Here is an 18,038-nt window from a genome sequence, read left to right as displayed (position 1 = left end):
TCTAAATTTTGGAATATCACTTCTTAACAAATCAGTCCTAAAGGCTGAGTGCAAAACCAAAGACAACCTGGCGCGGAAGATTAGTGTACTCAAGCACGTCGGGGAAAGGTGCGCCGTTGACATTTTTTTCCGGGAACTGTGTAAAGCCAGAGTTAACGAATTTCACCCTATCCTCCGGTGAAGCGGTTTTAACTACGCTGAAGTTAACCCACTTATCGTTGAAAGCATTATGGATTTCAACAAAGAAAGCGGGGCGGATTATCTTAAAGTCAAATTCCTTTCTAATTCTGATATCAGCATTTCTGTTGGAAGTACGCATGAAGTTCTTTCCAGCCTCGGGGAAAACGTCTTCAGGAATATTCGGGTTAGGATAGTAGACCTGATAATCCAGCGAAAGCTGCAGATTAGCAAGTAAGCTGCTCATCCATGTAAAATCCCGCGGAACGACGAAAGTAAGGCCGAACTTAAGGCGTGAAGGGTCATATGCAATAGCGTCGCCAATGTCATAGTTCTGGCTTACCTGAATGTTTGATCCCGGGGGAACTATTACCGTAGGGTCGCCCGAGCGTCCGTAAATACCTGTACTCCAGGAGTAGTTCAGGTATCCGCCCCAGAATCCTGTCATCGGTTTTGTGATTGAAATTTCGATACCCTTTGCGTCGCCATAGTCGCCGTTACCTGAAGTCAGGTATCGTGCGCCGCTAAGAGTATAAACCGTAACTGTTCTGATAGTTTTTGTAATATCTTTATAGAATGCCGTCAAATCTGCAACCAGGCCTTCGAAGTTATGTTCAATACCGAGCTCGTAGGCAACAGTTTTCCTCGGTTTTAAGTCCCTGTTGCCGAGGTTGTAAGGAATTACAGTAGCCGAATCGAGACGGATCAAATAAGTATTGAGGATACCGGAGACAGCAGTACCTTCGCCATAGTCACCAAAGCTGGCTCTCTGGAAGAAGTGGCCGTAAGAGAAATGGAGCACAGTTTTCTCAGAGATCGGGTGAGAGATACCGATTCTGGGGGAAAGCTGCCCATAGAGTTTTGTTGGTTCTGTCTGCGGATGCGGGGCCCTGTTTTCAAGGGCAGCCGTAGTAATATCCAGCGGGTCAAAAGGATTTGTGTAGACCTTATCGTTTACGTTATAGAAATCGTAGCGTAAGCCGAGGTTCATTATAAGGCCGCCGAATTCAAGTTTATTCTGGAAGTAAAGATTGCCTTCATATGGATGATATGTATTGTCTTCAATAGCCTTAAAGGCTTTTGTTTCCTGGAAGCGTTTCAAGGTATAGTATGTAAGGTCAGCCCCGCCTTTCATCTGCCAGTATTTATTGAGCTGGCTTGTCATGTTGCCTGAAAGTGAAAGGTCGGTATTATCATCGTGGCCCCTGTAGTAATAGCCGGTTGTATGGAGGCCGATCAGGTTATTGTATCCGCCGGGTATAGGATTTCCATACTGGTCCACCGCCCTCAGGCGGTCATAAAGAGGTACGCCAAGATCCCAGCCGTTAGGATCGTTTGGGAACACGCCCTGGCTCCGGTATGTATGGTTTCTGCTCAGCTGAACCTGGTAGAAAGTGCTAACGCCCAGGACGTGAGTCATCTGAAGTATCTGGCCGTCGGTTCTGTGCTCAGGGTATCCGGGGTAGTCGTAATAAGCATATTTGTTATCCAGGCCGTAACCAGTTATCCAGTCTGCATCCATATATTCCATTCCCTGGTTTGTATTCTGAATGCCGTAGAAGCCCGAGAACATAAATTTAACCGCATCGCTGGTCTTTAAGGTCAGCTTTGCCGTTCCGTCAAACCATGTACCCTTGTTTCTGATGCTGTTGCCTGTAACAGGCGGAGCGGTGCGGTACTTGCCGGAGATAAAAAAGAACATGTCACGGATCAAAGGAACGGGTCCACCAATGGAGAGTTCCTCCTGATATGAGTCGCGGTTGGTATAATCGGTCAGGGGCTGATGAGTGTTCATATAGTCCTGGTAGGCCTGTTCCGGTGTCCAGATGCTTTTAGGATCGTTGCCCGGAATGCCGTTAGGATCGACCCACTGGTTAGGGTTATCTATCCACCACTGGAGGTGTCTTGCGTGAGTATTTTCCCAGTAGCGATTAGTTGAGTAGTCGTAGAAAGCAGTTCCCCAGTGATGAAGGCCTGCAGGAGTCCAGCGGAATTCACTTGTTCCTGTAATTGAGTTTCCGCCTTCTTTTGTAATAATGTTAAACACACCCGACTGAGCCTCGCCGTACTCGGCATTGAAGCCGCCCGTGATGACTTCCAGCTCCTGTATGGCAGTTATATTAATATTTGTATAAGGCTGAAAGTCCAGAGGGTTGCGGGCTCTTATACCGTCAATAAGGAATGAGACCTGGTCAAGTGAGCCTCTTCTGACCACTACCTGCCCGTTACTCATATCGATACCAGGCAGTGTGGTAAGAATTTCAGTCAGCTGTGTGGTCGGCCGGGCGGCAATGTCCGTAGCCTCGACGTAGTGCCTTGTTGAAGTCTGGTCCTTCTCGACCAGTGGCCTCTCGGCAACCACGACCACATCCTGCCCCACCTGTACGACTGTTGCATCCAGTTCATAATCCAGGTTAGTTGTATGGTTTGCGCTGACGCTGACGCCTGTTTTGAGGATGTTTTTATATCCCACCATGGAGGCCTGGACGCTGTAGGTTCCGGGGCGCACGTTCAGGATATAGTAATCGCCTTCGACGTCAGTTACGGCACCCTGCCCGGTGCCTTCAACACGGATTGTTACTCCGGGCAAAGGTTCTCTTGTGCCGGCATCCCTTACCTTTCCTGTAATTTTTCCCCCTGTCTGGGCAAAGGATTCCATTGAAAAGAGAACGACGATTACGGCAGAAAGTATAGCTGCCGGAAGATATTTTCGGGTTATTTTTTTTAGAGCCATGACACTATCCTCATGAATTTGCAGTGCAAATTGTTTTTCTTTTCACTCTTTAACTAATCCATTACAATTACAGATTTAACGAAGCCGGAGGGTTTTTCCCTGGCAGCAGTAAAAGCCGATTCAATTTCGTCAAGTTTATATCTATGAGTAATCAGAGGTGACATGTTGATTTTACCCTCGTTTAAGAGTTCCATACCCACGCGCGCGCCTTTGAGAATTGTATTCAAATCCCTGAAATGAGCATTTATAATGTCAAAAGCCATCCAGTTCCAGTATCCGAGGTCCTTTATTTGACGGGGGCCGGGATGGTAGCCGAAGATTACGAGTTTTCCTTCCATTCTAACGAGTTCAGGGGCTAGTTCAAAAGTTGACTGTACGCCGCCAACTTCAAAGCAAATATCCACTCCCTTATCGTTTGTAAGTTCTTTAATTTTCTTTACGGGGTCTTCTTTCTTTGGATTTATCACCACATCAGCGCCGAGTTTTTCAGCAAGCGCCAGCATTTCATCGCGAACGTCTATTGCAATTAACTTTTTCACCCCTCTTAGTTTAATTTCCTGCAGCAGTATGAGTCCCATAAAACCTGTTCCAACGAGAGCAACCGTATCATCTAACTGGATATTGGCCTTTGTCACCCCGTTTGTGGTACAGGCAATAGGTTCAGAAAGAGCAAGTTCATAGGGAATTTCAGGAGATATGATACAGAGCCTGTCGGGCGTTGCCACGAGTTCTTCTGCATAGCCTTTGCCATCTGCCCATATGGCCACCCTGTCGCCCGGCTTAAAATCCTTCACATTTTTTCCTACTTTAATAATTTCACCTGCCACTTCGTGTCCGATGTGGCGGGGGTATTCCAAATCTTTAATTTTCACTTCCCACTGGTGGAGCTCCGAGTGGCAGACTCCGCAGGCTTTTACCCTGATGAGGCATTCATCATCACCCATATGGGGAGTAGGGCAGTTTTCAATTCTAAAATCGTGTGGGCCATATAATAGTGCAGAGCGCATATTGTTCTCCGGAAAATTTATTCGAAATTTAATCTTACCATTTATTACCGGAAGCCCGGCCATATTTCAGGCCAGGCTTCCCGTATGGAACAAATTACTTCAAGAGCATCATTTTCTTTGTTATAACCACGCCGCTTGCTTCCATAGTGTAGAAGTAAACACCGCTTGAGAGCCTGCCGGCGTCAAAGCTTACGATGTGGCGTCCGGCTGAAAGCGACTGGTTGTTCACCAGAGTAGCTACAACCTGGCCTACAATGTTGTAAACCTTAAGTGTAACAAAGCCTTCCTGCGGAACGTCAAAACGGATTGAAGTTGACGGGTTGAAAGGATTCGGGAAGTTCTGTTCCAGAGCATACTTTGAAGGAACACCCTTGAATGAATTGTCTGTTTCAACCCCTGAGACGCCTGACGGTCCGAATTGGAGTACTGCCCAGTGCTTCGAGTTTGCGAGGTTATAGAAGCCAGGATCCTTTGAGTCTGTTGTTGGATCTGTATAAGGATCATTTGGTTTGTTGGGCTGCCATGTATAATATGCATAGGCATCGTGGAATTCCGCATCACTCTGGCGTGAACCTGTGCTGCCGCCTATGTTAAAGCCGAGTATACCCTGATATGCAACACCCGGATTATAGATAGCCATTTCAACATCCCAGACACCCTTGGTGGTATCAATGAATGTAGCCCAGCGGGCATACTTTGAAGCATCGGGATGAATTATAACAGTATCACCCGGGAACTTCTGGTATTCTTCAGGAATGTTAGTAGTATCGCCATTATTCAGTGTTACTTTGTCTCCTAAGACAAGGAAGTGGTAAGGGCCGTCGGGAGCGGCATAGATGTTTCCATCATACCATCCCTTCATGTCGATTCCGAGCCTGTCTGAAAGGCTTATGAAGAGCTGATCTCCTGTCCATTTGCCTTTCCAGAAGAGGTTTGTAGAGTCATTTACGAATTCATCGATGTGCATGAAAACGTAAAGAGTATCCTCTGACCAGAGCATGCGGCCATACATTGCATCATAGTCCGGTGCTTTGAGTCCTTCGCGGTAATACTTATTTGTCCAAATTTCATAACCCTTATTGGTTATCATATCTGCATGAGCAGCATTTGTCCAGTCTACCTCGTCCATTTTACCGTCGATCTTAATTAAGCCTGTTGCCTTGGGAACAGTTACGGTCTTGCGTGTAACACTGTCCTTTGTGCCGGGCAGGAAGTTCAGCAGTGCCCAGTCTTTTGAGCTTGCAAGGTTATAATATCCGGGATCCTTTGAGTCTGTGGTTGGATCTGTATAGGGATCGTTCGGCTTATTGGGCTGCCATGTATAATATGCATAGGCATCGTGGAATTCCGCATCACTCTGGCGTGAGCCTGTGCTGCCGCCTATGTTAAAGCCTATCTGACCCTGTTCAGAAACGCCAGGATTATAGATTGCCAATTCAATGTCCCAGACACCCTTGGTGGTATCAATGAATGTAGCCCAGCGTACAAATTTTGAAGCATCAGGATTTATAATAAGGGAATCCTGCGGCCTTGCTCTGTACTCTTCAGGCACCTTGGTCGTATCACCACCATTTAATGTAACCTTATCACCAAAGATCCAGAGATGATAAGGCCCGTCGGGAGCGGCATAGATGTTTCCATCATACCATCCCTTCATGTCGATTCCGAGCCTGTCTGAAAGGCTTATGAAGAGCTGATCTCCTGTCCATTTGCCTTTCCAGAAGAGGTTTGTAGAGTCATTTACGAATTCATCGATGTGCATGAAAACGTAAAGAGTATCCTCTGACCAGAGCATGCGGCCATACATTGCATCATAGTCCGGTGCTTTGAGTCCTTCGCGGTAATACTTATTTGTCCAAATTTCATAACCCTTATTGGTTATCATATCTGCATGAGCAGCGTTTGCCCAGTCTGCATCATCCATCTTTCCGTCAATTTTAATTGTACCTGTTGCCCTTGGTACATCCACTTTTTTCCGTACATAATCCTGTGCGGAAACAATCGACAGAGATGTTAAAAGTAAAAGTGCAAGAACCAGTACACTTACCTTTCTCATAATTACCTCCTGATTTTGTTTTGTTTAACGGTTAAGAACAACTCACTAATGCTGTTAACCATTTTAATATTAGTTACCCGGAGAAAGAATCATTAGAAATTAGGGTTATCGTCTACTTTAGCAACACTCTTAATTTATCTGCAATTAGAAAGCATAATTGATGCTTACTGCCGGCACAATATTGTTAGAGCTGTATTTGCCGGAAGTTGGTGAAAGCGCGCCGTTATTTACTTGCCTGCTTACCCCGGCAGAATAAGCAATTCCCGCATCCACGGTATAATTTTCATCCCTGTACTCTATGCCAAATGAGAACCAGTGCTGACTTACGCCGGGAGTTAGCATAGTGTAAGATTCAGCTGTATTCTGGCTCTGGCTGAACCTGTAGCCAAAGCGGTAGCTCATCTCTTCAGAACCTGTAATTTCAAATCCGAGGCCTGCGCTGAAGCTGTTTCTTAAATTCATAGGAATACTTGCAGGGCTTATACCCAGGAGTGAATCGGTCTGGTTAAGCCCGTTCTGCCACAGCCGGTTTTCGGTAGTAAAATTTGTTGTCTTTTGTGTATTTCCCCAGAGGCTGTATGACATGTCTATATTCACGGCAACGCTCTGGCTCAGTTTATATACGGCACCGAGGCCCATTACCCATGGCATTTCGAATTTTGAGGCAACATTTACATTGGTTTCTGTAGAGTCGAGTGCGGCGAACATGCTGCTCTTTGCGTCGCCTTTGAGGTCCGCCTTAAAAGCGCTTCTTACCATTAAGCCCAGCCGCAGGTTTTCAGACAGGTCTGCCATAGCGCCGAGTGTAAAGCCATAGGCCCAGGCATTCTCATCGTATTCAACCTGATAGCCTGCAAGTCCCTGAGGCCTGTTATTCTGGAGAGGGAAAGCCAAAAACTGGGTTACGTGATATATGTTTGCACTAAGTCCCAGAGAAATGGTTCCAAAGCTGATGCCGAAGGAGGGGGAAATGGCGCTGACGTTCAGGCGGTTTGTCATATCGAAGGCCAGAATAACAGCGTTTGAATCGCGTGTGCTGAAAACAGTATAAGGCCAGTCGACCTCATAATTAACAAACGGCTGGTATGCCACTGCAGCAGTCATTCCGGGTGCAAAGTTCCAGTAAAGGCCGCCTCCTAAGTTAAAGTTGTCATTCCTGTAAGAATTAAACAGGCCGTTTCTTGTGCTGTTAAACTCCTGCTGTTCGAGCAGGTCTGCGACCGTAAGCCTGAGGCTGCTTCCTGTAAGATAGCTCAATGAAGCAGGGTTGGAGAATGTAGAGTTCAGGCCGTCTACGCCGGCAATATAGAGCCCGTTAAGTGCAAGTGTACGTGCGCCGTAAAGTGAGTAATAATTAGTTCCGCCTGCGCTTAGAGGTCCGTTGAGCAGGGTTACTGCCGTTATGAGTATAAAAATTCGATTCAGTTTCATGCGCCTTCTCCGGTTAAAAATTCGAATGTTACCAGGTATGGAATACTACATATGCGTAGTTTGCCGTAAACAAAAATCTTCCGCTGCCATCCCAGTCCTTATTGGCTATCCAGAAATAATAGTCAGTGTTTCTCTTCAAGCCTTCAGAGGGGTACTGGTTAAAAACTTTTGTTCCGGCGAACTGCTGCCCTGCTACAATAGGGGAGCCAATGAGGTTTTTCTTTCCATAAACCGATTTCCCGTTTGCACCGGGTTCTTCAGACCATACCTCCCAGACAATTTTGCTTTCGTTGTACTGGTTTCCCTCGGTTATTCCCATGGCCGAGACGAGGGGATCTTTAACGTCCGACTGTGTAATAGTCCATGCAAAGGTCGGGTTATTGCTTGTCTTCGGCTGTATAACTGTTAAGTCGGCCAGCTGGCCAAAGACAGTAACGTCGCTGATATTTATAAACACGTCAATATTTTGAGTTTTCATGGTCAGGCTGAAAGGGGACACTTTAATGGAATCGGCTGCTGTTTTAACTGTTGCTGCGGCCAAGGAAGGGTCCACCTGGAGCACTTTCCCTTTAGACTGGGAGAGCTGGTTCCAGACATCTTCTTTTACAACCCAGTACGTATATTTAGTATCTTCCTGCAGGCTGTCCAGCTGTTTTCCGCCGTACTGCTGTGTCAGGTCCTGTGCACCTGAAGGGAGTGTGCCGAACCTGAGGGGGTAGTGAATTGCGTTACCCGGCATATAAACGAGCCATACCAGGGAGGTATCAAGAGCTGCCTTGTCGCCGCGGTTTATGCCGATTACCGTTGCATAGCCGCCCACCCAGGTAAGTTCGGGCTTAAACGACCCCTGTTCGACCGTCACCTGGGAGAGTTTTGTTGTTTCAGTATATGGCGCAAGTGTATTATCCTTTTCCTTGCACCCGGTGAACAGTTCTGCGGAAACCAGGACCGCCGATAAAAGTAATCCATATAATATTTTCTTTTTCATGTTGAGTTTTACCCTCATTTAGGACTAAGCACTAATTACAGTTTTCTAATCTGCTCCATCCAGAGCTGGTTATGCACTTCTCCTTCCATGTCGGAATGGATAAGAGTATAGTTGCCGTTGGAGCGCAAATCTGCAAAAACAAAGACGTAAGTTTTTTTCTGATTATAGATCCAGATCTCGTAGGGAAGAGTATTCGTTTCAAAATTATGGTGTTCTATTTCGTCCGGGGATCCGTATTTTATGAGTACCCTGCCCCTGTCGCTCTTCCAGCCTTCCTGCTTTCCCCAGGTAAAACTGTTGTTTGCGTAGTTATATCTCTGCTGTATGCTTTTAAGAATTTCGTTTGCCTTTGTTTCGGGTGTCGGGTCCTGCTGGTGCCAGTATTGGATAATAAACTGCGCCTTACCCCTGAGGTCCAGTCCTTTATAAATGTTATACTGGGATGGTGTAGCGACATACTGAAGTATGCGGCCGAAGAGTTCGGCTTCATCTTCGGAAAGTGAAGGGCGCTGCTGCCGGGCATAATCAGCCTGAATGACCTCGAACTTCCTGGAAAATGTTATTTCACTGCCTGTCAGGGAATCCTTAACCTGAACCTGCAGGTCGTAGACGCCGCTCGGGACGCCGGAGACAGTAATGCCGTGTGTAATTACGGCAGAGTTTCCTCCTCTTTTAATTCCCATGAGAGGGAAAGTCTTGACCGTTTTTTCGCTATTTCGGATTGAATAACTGATCCAAAGAATTCTTCCGGCCTCAGATGGGATATTATAAAGCTCATAGTAGGTATAAAGAATAGGGCTTAGTATTCCGTAGCGTCTTGAAGGACTAGGGACAATTGACCTGTTGTTCTTTAGGAACGTTTTATTTAGCGGTGTTTCTTCGATTGCCGAGACAAACTCAATCTGGCTTGCAGTGAATTTATCAACTGATATTGAAGGGACATTAAAGGGAAAAGAGATATGAGCGCTGTTTGAGCCGTTTGCATCTTCAACCGTCACTTCAGCATTGTAGTCCCCGGGCTGAAGCTGAGGCACCTGCCACTGGTCGTATGCCGCCATAATTTTCAGGTTGGCTGAATCTTTTTTCTGTACAACGTCAGTCATCCACTGGCGTTCTGAGACTATGTTACTGCTCCCGTCTGAAAGCTTAAAAGTTGTCTTAAAGGTGCCGAGCTGCTTATCCGCCTCTTTTTTATATGTCAGCTGGTCGGCCTGCACCATGAGGTAAAACTCCTCGTAGGTTTTTCCTTCCTTTCCCCGAAAGCCCGCATGATCCACGTAAAACTGCAGGTTTCCCCGGCTTACAGCAGGAATGTCCGCTGTCTGCGCCGTTAAGGCCAGAGACGGGATGAAAAGACAAATAAAAGCTAAAGCCTTTTTCACTTTAATAACCCTCTACTCTTTAAGTCCTGATAAGGTAATGCCCTGTATGAAGTATTTCTGCGCAAAGAAGAACACCAGCAGTATTGGAAGCACTGCCGTTACAGACCCCGCCATTAAAAGATCCCACTGCGTGAGATATCTGTCGCGGAAAATGGCCAGCCCCAGCTGTACTGTGCGCATTTCGTCGGAGTTGAGGACGATGAGTGACCAGATAAAGTCGTTGAATGCGCCCATGAATGTAAATATTGCAAGAGTTGCAAGTGCGGGCTTTGAAAGAGGAATAATTATTCTCCAAAGCACGCTGAAACGGCTGGCTCCGTCTATGTAGGCCGCCTCTTCAAGCTCCTTTGGAATTGTCATAAAAAACTGCCTTAAGAGGAACGTTCCGAATGCGCTTGCCAGGCCGGGGACAATTAAAGCCTTAAAGGAATCGATCCATCCGAGCCAGTAGAGCATCATGAAGCTTGGTATCATGGTGACGTTGTAAGGTATCATCATGGTGCCCAGGAAGATGTAGAACAAAATGTTGCTTCCCCTGAAGCGGAGCCTTGCAAATGCAAATGCAGCCATCGAGCAGGTAATGAGCTGGCCGAAAGTTACAGACAGCGAGACAATTATGCTGTTTATGTAATAGCGCCCGAACGGGGCCGCCTCAAAGGCATTCTTATAGTTTTCAAAACGGAACTTCTCGGGAAGCCACTTTGGAGGATAGACATAAATTTCATTCATATCCTTAAGCGATGTTAATACCATCCAGATAAAAGGCGCCAGCGTGACCAGGGCCAGAGCGTAAATTACCAGATGGAATACAATTCCTTTTGAAATTTTAACGGTTCTTTTTAATCCTTTGCCCGGCATGGTTAATTCCCTAAAACTTTAGATTTCATGTATTTCATTTGAAGCATCGTAAAAATGAACAGAATTGCAAAGAGCACGTACGAAACTGCCGAGGCGTAGCCCATTTCAAAGAATTTAAATGCATGCTCATAAACATAGAATACGAGCACTTTTGTGGAGCCCAGGGGGCCGCCTGAAGTAAGTACGTAAACAATGTCGAAGACCTGGAAACTTCCTATCATGGACATTACCATGATAAAAAATGTTGTGGGGCTCAGAAGAGGAATTGTAATTTTCCAGAATCTTGTCCATTTGCCCGCGCCGTCAATTAGGGCAGCCTCATAATAGGTTTCAGGTATACCCTGAAGCCCTGCCGAGAAAAGCACCATATTGTAGCCGAAAGTCTTCCATACACCCATAATAATAAGAGCGAACATTGCAGCCGTAGGGTCGTTAAGCCAGTTAATTGGGCTTATGCCGAAAAGGCCGATAAACCAGTTGATGAGGCCGAAGTTCGGGTCATAGAGCCATCTCCATATAACGGCGGCGGCAACGGGGGATATAATTACAGGAGCAAAGAAGGCGGTGCGGAGAAACTTCTTTCCTATAACCTTCTTATTCAAAGCATAGGCTACCATGAGTGAAAAGCCCATATTGAGGGGAATTGTACCAAAGGTGTATATTGCCGTATTTTTAAGCACCTGCCAGAATTCCTCGCTCTGAAACATGCGTATATAGTTATCGAGCCCAACGAAAGTTGTTTCGCTTGAGAACATGTTCCACTTCTGGAAGCTGAGGTAAAAGGAGAAGATGACAGGGAACAGTATAAAGGTTGAAAATACAACGAGTGTGGGGGATAAAAACAGCAGGGCACTCATTCCGTCACCTTTTTTGTACGGCGTTCTTCCCTTCTTTTTTAATTTATCTCCGGCCTTGTTGTTTTTACCCGGCATACCGGCCTCAGGCGAAGGCTCTTTTTTTAATAGGGTTTCTGTTTCATTCATACTGCTTATTCTCTTTCTGCTCTATCCTGTTTCTGCTCTTATTTTTTCCGGCTCTTACTTTTTCGAATACGAGCTTAAGAGCCTGTTTGATTTATCCGCCGACTCATCGAGAGCCTTTTTGACGTCCATTTTCCCGACGGTGGATTTTTCAATTGCCTCTGCGATGTGGCGCGTGATCTGGAGGCCGCCGTAATCTATAGATTTCTGGGCCACGCCGACTTCCATCTGGTCTACGAAAACCTTAAAGTTTGGATTTTTATTCAGGTATTCCTGGAATTCAGGTACGTTCTTTACCGCGTGCCTGATCGGGAGGTAACCTGACTTCATGGCCCAGAAGGCCTGCACCTCAGGCTTAGTCATCCACTTGACAAATTCCCAGGCTGCATCGGGATGCTGGCTCTGTTTGAAGATTGCGAGGTATTCGCCGCCTACAATTGTTGCCTGCTTGTTGGGACCCGCAGGAAGCGGTGCAAAAGCCCAGTTAAGGTTTTTAAGAATATCGTTATAACGGGGAAGGTTCCAGGGGCCGTCCATTGCCATGGCCAGGTGTCTTGAGGCAAAGGCAACGTCGTAGTCTGATGTAAAAGTGCTGAGGTGGAGTTCATTGTACATGTCCTGCCAGAGTTTAAGTGCCTGCACTCCCGCGGGGTCATTATAAAGAACTTTTGACTGATCGTTTGTAATAACGTCTCCGCCTGCCTGCCATAGGTAAGGAAGCCACTGCCAAACCATCCAGGCGCTTAAGGGTCCCGCGGCAGGATAAACAGGCAGGAACATGCCGGTCTGGTCGTTTTTACCGTCGCCATTTATATCAAGTGTAAGTTTCTTTGCGTATTCGTGGAGCTCATTCCAGTCCCTGGGAGGGTGGTTCGGATCCAAGCCGGCCTTTTGGAACATATCCTTGTTATAAAGGAGCGCCAGGTTGGTGGCTTCCATGGGCATGCTGTAGAGTGTACCGCGCCAGGATGCATACTGCAGTAAAGAAGGATATATGTCGGCCATATCCTCTTTTGAGATGCCGTTTTTGCCCTCGCTGAAGTCCCGGATCTTATAGATTGCATCGGCCTTTACGAGGTCCTCCATAAAGTCGGAATGTATCCAGGAGATATCGGGAGCGCTTTTGCTCTGTATGGCTGTAACGAGCTTCTGGATGAGAGCGTCGCCCGTTGGCACATACTGGGCTTTTATTTCAATATTGGGATGTTCTTTTTCGAAGCGTGCAATCAGTTCGTTCAGGGCGGGGACGGTGGAGGAGACAAAGCTGTGCCAGAAAACCACGACAGTCTTGCCTGAGGATTGCTGCTGTTTATTTCCGCAGCTGAAGAATAATAATGATGCGATTGTTAAGAGAACAATCTTTTTTAATACTGCTTTCAATGCCTAACCCCTTCTGTTTTGATTTACTGTACCGGACTAATAAAACTTTACAGAGATATATCTAAAATCGATAACTTACTTTATCGAAAGATTTTCGGGCTTAAGGAGCAACTTGAAAATTGCTCCATGCACAGTTCCTGCATCTCACTCCCACACGCGCAAAGTGTGTGTGTGTGTGTGTGTGTGTGCGCGCGGAAGCAATGGAGGAAGCAACTATTATTTTAGGAAACGGTGTTACTCTGGAACGGCTTAATACTTATTTCCATGAGTATCAGTTAAAAAAAATTTATCTGAAAAAGCGGTCAATTACTCAGGATATTACGCACTGATTTTCTGACAACCAGTTCCGGCATCAGCACGATTCTCTTTTTATCTTTTTTGCCTTTTGCTTTCATCTCCTCGTTAAGGAGTTTGACAGCTACTTCACCCATGAGTTCCTTGGGCTGTCTGATAACCGTAAGCGGGGAGACCAGGTAAGGGGCAAAGTCGATATCGTCGAAGGCAACTATAGAAATGTCGTCGGGGATTGTGCATTTTTCTTCGAAGATCGCCTGCATTGCTCCTAAAGTAATCAGGTCGCTCGTCGTGAATATTGCAGACGGGGGATCGGTTAAACTTAAGAGCAGTTTAGTCTCAATGTATCCGTTTTCCTTCCTGAAGTCGTTACCCACAATGTAGCGTTCCTGAATGGGTATATTATGGTCCTTAAGGGCATCCTTGTATCCATTCAGGCGTGCGTTATTTGTATAGGTATTCAGCAAGCCCTGGACAATGGCAATACGCCTGTGTCCGTTCTCAATTAAATGTTCAGTAGCCTTATAAGCTCCGGCATAGTTATCCACGACCACTGCGTTAGCGTTCATATCTTCAAGGCAGCGGTCAAGAAGAACAAGAGGTTTATTATAACTTAAGAGTTCCTGCAGATGATCTGCCTTCTGGCCAACGGGCATGATGATATAGCCATCGACGCCCTTGCTTCTCAGGAGGTCTATCTGCCTGATTTCGGTTTCAATATTTTCATTAGTAACACATATAATAAGACTGTAGCCCAACTGGTACATATAGGATTGGATCGTGTGAGTGATGTAAGCAAAGAAGGGGTTTGAAATGTCGGGTACCACTAGTCCTACGGTATGGGTTTTTTTAAGTCTGAGCCCGCGAGCGAGTTCATTTGGGCGGTATTTGAGGTCCTTGGCTGCTTTGAGCACATTTTTCTTGGTTTCCGTACTGATGCGGTATTTCTCGTGTTTATTATTAAGGACACGGGAGACAGTAGTAATAGAAACGCCCGATTTCAGCGCAATGTCATTCAATGTAACAAGCATTATAGGCAGCTCTCAATTAAATTATGTTGAAAAAATCTTCCAGAAATTACTTTCAAACGGGTTTTGCACAAACGTTTGTGCAAATTCAGATCAGTCAAGTCCTCAGCAATTATTCAGAATCAAATTTCTCAAATTAACATTAAAAGAGGGGGAAATTGCTCAAGAAAGCCTTTTTTCGGCAAAAACAAAGGTTTTTAACGTTTTCAGGATATAAAAAGAGCCTTTACTTCCGTCCATTTACGAATGCTGCTTTCTTCAGCCACAGTATGAAGAACAAACATAAAACCGGTAAATTACCGGGGTTGCACAAACGTTTGTGCAACCCTGATGTCAAAATAATCTGAAAGCTTGAATATGTCAAGTGCTTTTTTCAGAAATATCCGGAAAAAATTTATTCCCTGCCTTAGGCCCAAGTTTTACCCGGCTATTTATGCCTGAGGATTGGGAGATGGCTCAGGACCCGGGTTAGGGCCGGGTTCGGGGTATGGAGAGGGATCGGGTATAGTCTCAGGCGCCGGCGGCTCGGGCTCTGGCTGCGGCTCGGGCCCCGGTTCGGGCGGCTCCGGCACCTGGAGGAACTGCCTTAAAGCTTTTTCTTTTATGTTTTCTGCTTTCATATTGCACCTTAAAAGTTTGTTAATCTATATTTTCAATAATTTCAGTTAATTACAATTCAAATAGGCGGCCTCTTCCATGGAAAATTTCAAAACAGGCTGTTGCTTTGGAGCACTGTAATTTTGTATGACTTGCCGAAATAGCTGAATTTACTATTATATAATTATATGGGTATTGATATTACGACATTATAAAGGCTTCTGGCGGGTTTTATATGGGGCAGAGAAAGCATTGCACTTATATTTTCACCATTCAGAGGGCAGTTCCCCAGGGAGCTGATATACAGGAAATTTCCGATTACCTGGCCCTGCTTAACTCTGCCGGATGCGATGTAATAGTTGTGGACGGTTCGCCGCTTGAAGTCTATGCCGCTCACGAGGGTGCATGGTTCAACCTCTGCAGGCACGTCAAAATAGATTCCAGGTATCGCTCTGCGAGCACTTATGTAAACAGCATTTATACGGGAGCGGCCCTTGCGGGCGGCCAGAAAATTATAGCCGCCTCGGAAAAAGTCAGGTATACGCCGGATGACGTTCTCCGTATGTGCGAGCTTCTGGAGCATTTTGAGCTTGTACGCCCGCAGAACTACCTTTTTCCCCTCAACTGGTGGAGCCAGGTTGAATCTGCCGGAATACTCATCAACCGTACCATTTTCCCCGGAGGGGACTCTCCTGAGACCATTGGATTTTTAAGTTCCACATTCCACAAGTTCTGCAGCCGTAAGGACAAGGCTTTCGATCAGACAGAAGACATTACGAGGCAGTTCATCATGCACCAGGCGAAAGTCTGCTTTGCGCTCGACTTTCTCATTCAAAAGAACTCTCCGCCGTTCAATGAATGGTGCATGAAGTGCTTCAGGGAGACGTATAAAAATTTCAGCTTCAGCCTCAGGCCATGCATATTTCTGCTTTTAATTCCCATGGGTATTCTGCTGCAGTTCTTCTTCGGAACGCGAGCATTTTTATTTTATTGTGCGGCAGTGATAATAAGTGCCGTTACGATTGCATTTCTCGGGTGCTTCAGAGGCGGCCGGAGGTTCTTTCCTCTCAGGCTTTCATTTGCCGCACCGGCCTGGCTTATGGAGAGGATACTTTGCCATTATAAAACCCTGTTCTGGCTGCTCAGGCCGGGAGGGCATCCATCGTTTGCAAACTCGTTGAAAAAGAAAAGCAGGAGCTACCATATTAAGGGCCCGATTAAGGTAAAACTTCTGGAAGGGAACAGGAAGACTGAAAAGAACTGAGTAACAGGTGTTAAAGGATAATGTGATTATGAATTATCAACCGATTGAAAACTATGGGATCATTGGAGACCTAAATACAGTTGCCCTGGTTGGACTTAACGGCTCAATTGATTTTATGTGCTTTCCTGACTTTGATTCCCCGAGCGTATTTGCGGCCATGCTGGATGCCGAAAAAGGAGGAAGTTTTTCCATAAATCCCCAGCTGGACAACGTAAAAAACAAGCAGCTTTACATACCCGATACCAATGTCCTTCTGACCCGTTTTTTGTCTTTTGACGGCGTTGGTGAGATTACGGACTTCATGCCCATAGAAGAGCTCTTCAAGGGGCATATCCTCATAAGGAGAGTAACCGCGGTAAGAGGGGAGCTGTCGTTTACAATGAAATGCAGCCCGAGGTTTAACTACGCCCGATCTGAGCACAAGGCAGAAATAAGCAAGAACACCATAGTCTTCCGAAGCCAGGGGGAGGATAATACGGTCCTCAGGCTTTTAAGCACTGTCCCGATGAAAATTCAAAACGGCGACGGGCATGCCCAATTTACGCTCAGGACGGGAGAGACTGCCGATTTCATACTGCAGTTTGTTAGAAAAGGGGCCATAGAGATAGGCGACTTAGGGCAGTTCATTACAGAAAACCTTTATGAGACAATGAACTACTGGAAGGACTGGATTGCCGAATCCAAATATACGGGGCGATGGCAGGAAATTGTCAACCGTTCCACGCTGGTTTTGAAGCTCATGACGAGCTGCCGCTACGGTTCTCTTGTTGCCTCGCCCACATTCAGCCTGCCGGAGGCAATCGGGGGTGAAAGGAACTGGGACTACCGCTACACGTGGATACGTGATGCCTCATTTACGATATACACACTGATCAACCTGGGTTACACCAAGGAAGCCGGCGCATTTATGAAGTGGGTTGAAAAGGAGTGCCAGGACATCGGCAACGCGGGCTACCTGGGCCTCATGCATACAATTGCGGGTGAAAACACGCCGGATGAAAAGATACTTCATAACCTGGTAGGATACAAAAAGTCCTCCCCCGTCAGAATCGGCAACAACGCATATAAGCAGGTGCAGCTTGATATTTACGGCGAGCTCATGGATTCAGTGTACCTTTTCAACAAGTACGGCGAGCCGATATCATACAATTTCTGGAACGACCTGGTCAGTCAGATCAACTGGCTCTCTGACAACTGGCAGAAGAAGGACGAGGGGATCTGGGAGGTCAGGGGAGGCAAGAGGCATTTCCTTTATTCCAGGCTCATGTGCTGGGTTGCCTTCGACCGCGCGATAAAACTGGCCCGCATGAGGTCTTTTCCCTTGTCCGGGCGCTGGGTGGAGGAAAGGGACAAGATATTCAACAGCATTTTTACAGATTTCTGGAGCGACAAGCTGAAAGCTTTTGTGCAGTACAAGGGCGCCGATACGGTTGACGCCGCGGCACTGCTCATGCCTCTTATGAGATTTATAAGCTCCAAGGATCCGATGTGGCTTTCCACGCTGAAGGAAATTGAAAAGGAACTCGTTTCAGATTCACTCGTCTTCCGCTACAGGCATACAGAAGCCGCCCCGGACGGGCTTAAAAGCGGGGAAGGGACGTTTTCCATGTGCACATTCTGGTACATCGAATGCCTCTCGAGGGCGGGTGACCTTCAGAAGGCAAGGCTTTATTTTGAAAAGATGATAGGCTACGCCAACCACCTCGGGCTTTATGCCGAACAGCTGGGCTTTCAGGCGGAGCACCTTGGGAATTTTCCGCAGGCATTTACACACCTCGGGCTCATTAGTGCGGCACTAAACCTGAACAGCCAGCTTAACGACCAGAGGAACAAACAGAATCCGAACCATTATTAAGCATTAC

Annotated in this window: 12 protein-coding genes and 1 pseudogene; 3 read left to right on the top strand and 10 right to left on the bottom strand. The window is 46.4% G+C overall.

Going from position 1 to position 18,038, the window contains the following annotated elements; all coding sequences use genetic code 11:
* Positions 1-37: 37 nt before the first annotated feature.
* The 10 genes from HF312_12455 to HF312_12410 form a co-directional block, all read right to left on the bottom strand.
* Positions 38-2,911 (bottom strand): TonB-dependent receptor, encoded by a 2,874-nt coding sequence (locus HF312_12455; GenBank protein ID MCU7521021.1) that lies wholly within the window; start codon positions 2,909-2,911, stop codon positions 38-40.
* 53 nt (positions 2,912-2,964) lie between these two features.
* Positions 2,965-3,918 carry a zinc-binding dehydrogenase gene (locus HF312_12450; protein MCU7521020.1) on the bottom strand — a complete coding sequence of 318 codons (954 nt, stop codon included), beginning with the start codon at positions 3,916-3,918 and terminating at the stop codon, positions 2,965-2,967.
* 94 nt (positions 3,919-4,012) lie between these two features.
* Positions 4,013-5,974: a T9SS type A sorting domain-containing protein gene (locus tag HF312_12445; protein MCU7521019.1), complete on the bottom strand. Its 1,962-nt coding sequence runs from the start codon at positions 5,972-5,974 to the stop codon at positions 4,013-4,015.
* A 144-nt stretch (positions 5,975-6,118) separates the two neighbouring features.
* On the bottom strand, positions 6,119-7,405 hold the full coding sequence (locus HF312_12440; GenBank protein MCU7521018.1) for a hypothetical protein: 1,287 nt from the start codon (positions 7,403-7,405) through the stop codon (positions 6,119-6,121).
* Positions 7,406-7,433: 28 nt separating this feature from the next.
* Positions 7,434-8,393 (bottom strand): hypothetical protein, encoded by a 960-nt coding sequence (locus tag HF312_12435; GenBank protein MCU7521017.1) that lies wholly within the window; start codon positions 8,391-8,393, stop codon positions 7,434-7,436.
* Positions 8,394-8,428: 35 nt separating this feature from the next.
* Positions 8,429-9,775, bottom strand: coding sequence for a GWxTD domain-containing protein (locus HF312_12430; GenBank protein MCU7521016.1), 1,347 nt, complete (start codon positions 9,773-9,775; stop codon positions 8,429-8,431).
* Positions 9,776-9,787: 12 nt separating this feature from the next.
* Positions 9,788-10,633, bottom strand: coding sequence for a carbohydrate ABC transporter permease (locus HF312_12425; GenBank protein ID MCU7521015.1), 846 nt, complete (start codon positions 10,631-10,633; stop codon positions 9,788-9,790).
* Between the two features lie 2 nt (positions 10,634-10,635).
* The gene (locus HF312_12420) at positions 10,636-11,565 is read right to left on the bottom strand and encodes a sugar ABC transporter permease (protein MCU7521014.1); all 930 of its coding nucleotides are present in this window, start codon (positions 11,563-11,565) and stop codon (positions 10,636-10,638) included.
* 105 nt (positions 11,566-11,670) lie between these two features.
* Positions 11,671-12,993: an extracellular solute-binding protein gene (locus tag HF312_12415; protein ID MCU7521013.1), complete on the bottom strand. Its 1,323-nt coding sequence runs from the start codon at positions 12,991-12,993 to the stop codon at positions 11,671-11,673.
* 302 nt (positions 12,994-13,295) lie between these two features.
* Complete coding sequence (locus HF312_12410) at positions 13,296-14,318, bottom strand: LacI family transcriptional regulator (GenBank protein ID MCU7521012.1); 1,023 nt, start codon at positions 14,316-14,318, stop codon at positions 13,296-13,298.
* Between the two features lie 438 nt (positions 14,319-14,756).
* Here HF312_12410 and HF312_12405 point away from each other — a divergent pair.
* The 3 genes and pseudogenes from HF312_12405 to HF312_12395 all read left to right on the top strand — a co-directional run bounded on the left by HF312_12405 (position 14,757) and on the right by HF312_12395 (position 18,031).
* Positions 14,757-14,876 (top strand): annotated as a pseudogene (locus HF312_12405) (endoglucanase).
* 271 nt (positions 14,877-15,147) lie between these two features.
* A complete protein-coding gene (locus tag HF312_12400) occupies positions 15,148-16,176 on the top strand; it encodes a hypothetical protein (protein MCU7521011.1) in 1,029 nt (342 codons plus the stop codon).
* 28 nt (positions 16,177-16,204) lie between these two features.
* The gene (locus HF312_12395) at positions 16,205-18,031 is read left to right on the top strand and encodes a glycoside hydrolase family 15 protein (protein MCU7521010.1); all 1,827 of its coding nucleotides are present in this window, start codon (positions 16,205-16,207) and stop codon (positions 18,029-18,031) included.
* Positions 18,032-18,038: the final 7 nt, after the last annotated feature.

This window comes from Ignavibacteria bacterium (genome assembly GCA_025612375.1).
Taxonomy (GTDB): Bacteria; Bacteroidota; Ignavibacteria; order Ignavibacteriales; family SURF-24; genus JAAXKN01.
This window is presented reverse-complemented; position numbering and strand designations above follow the sequence as displayed.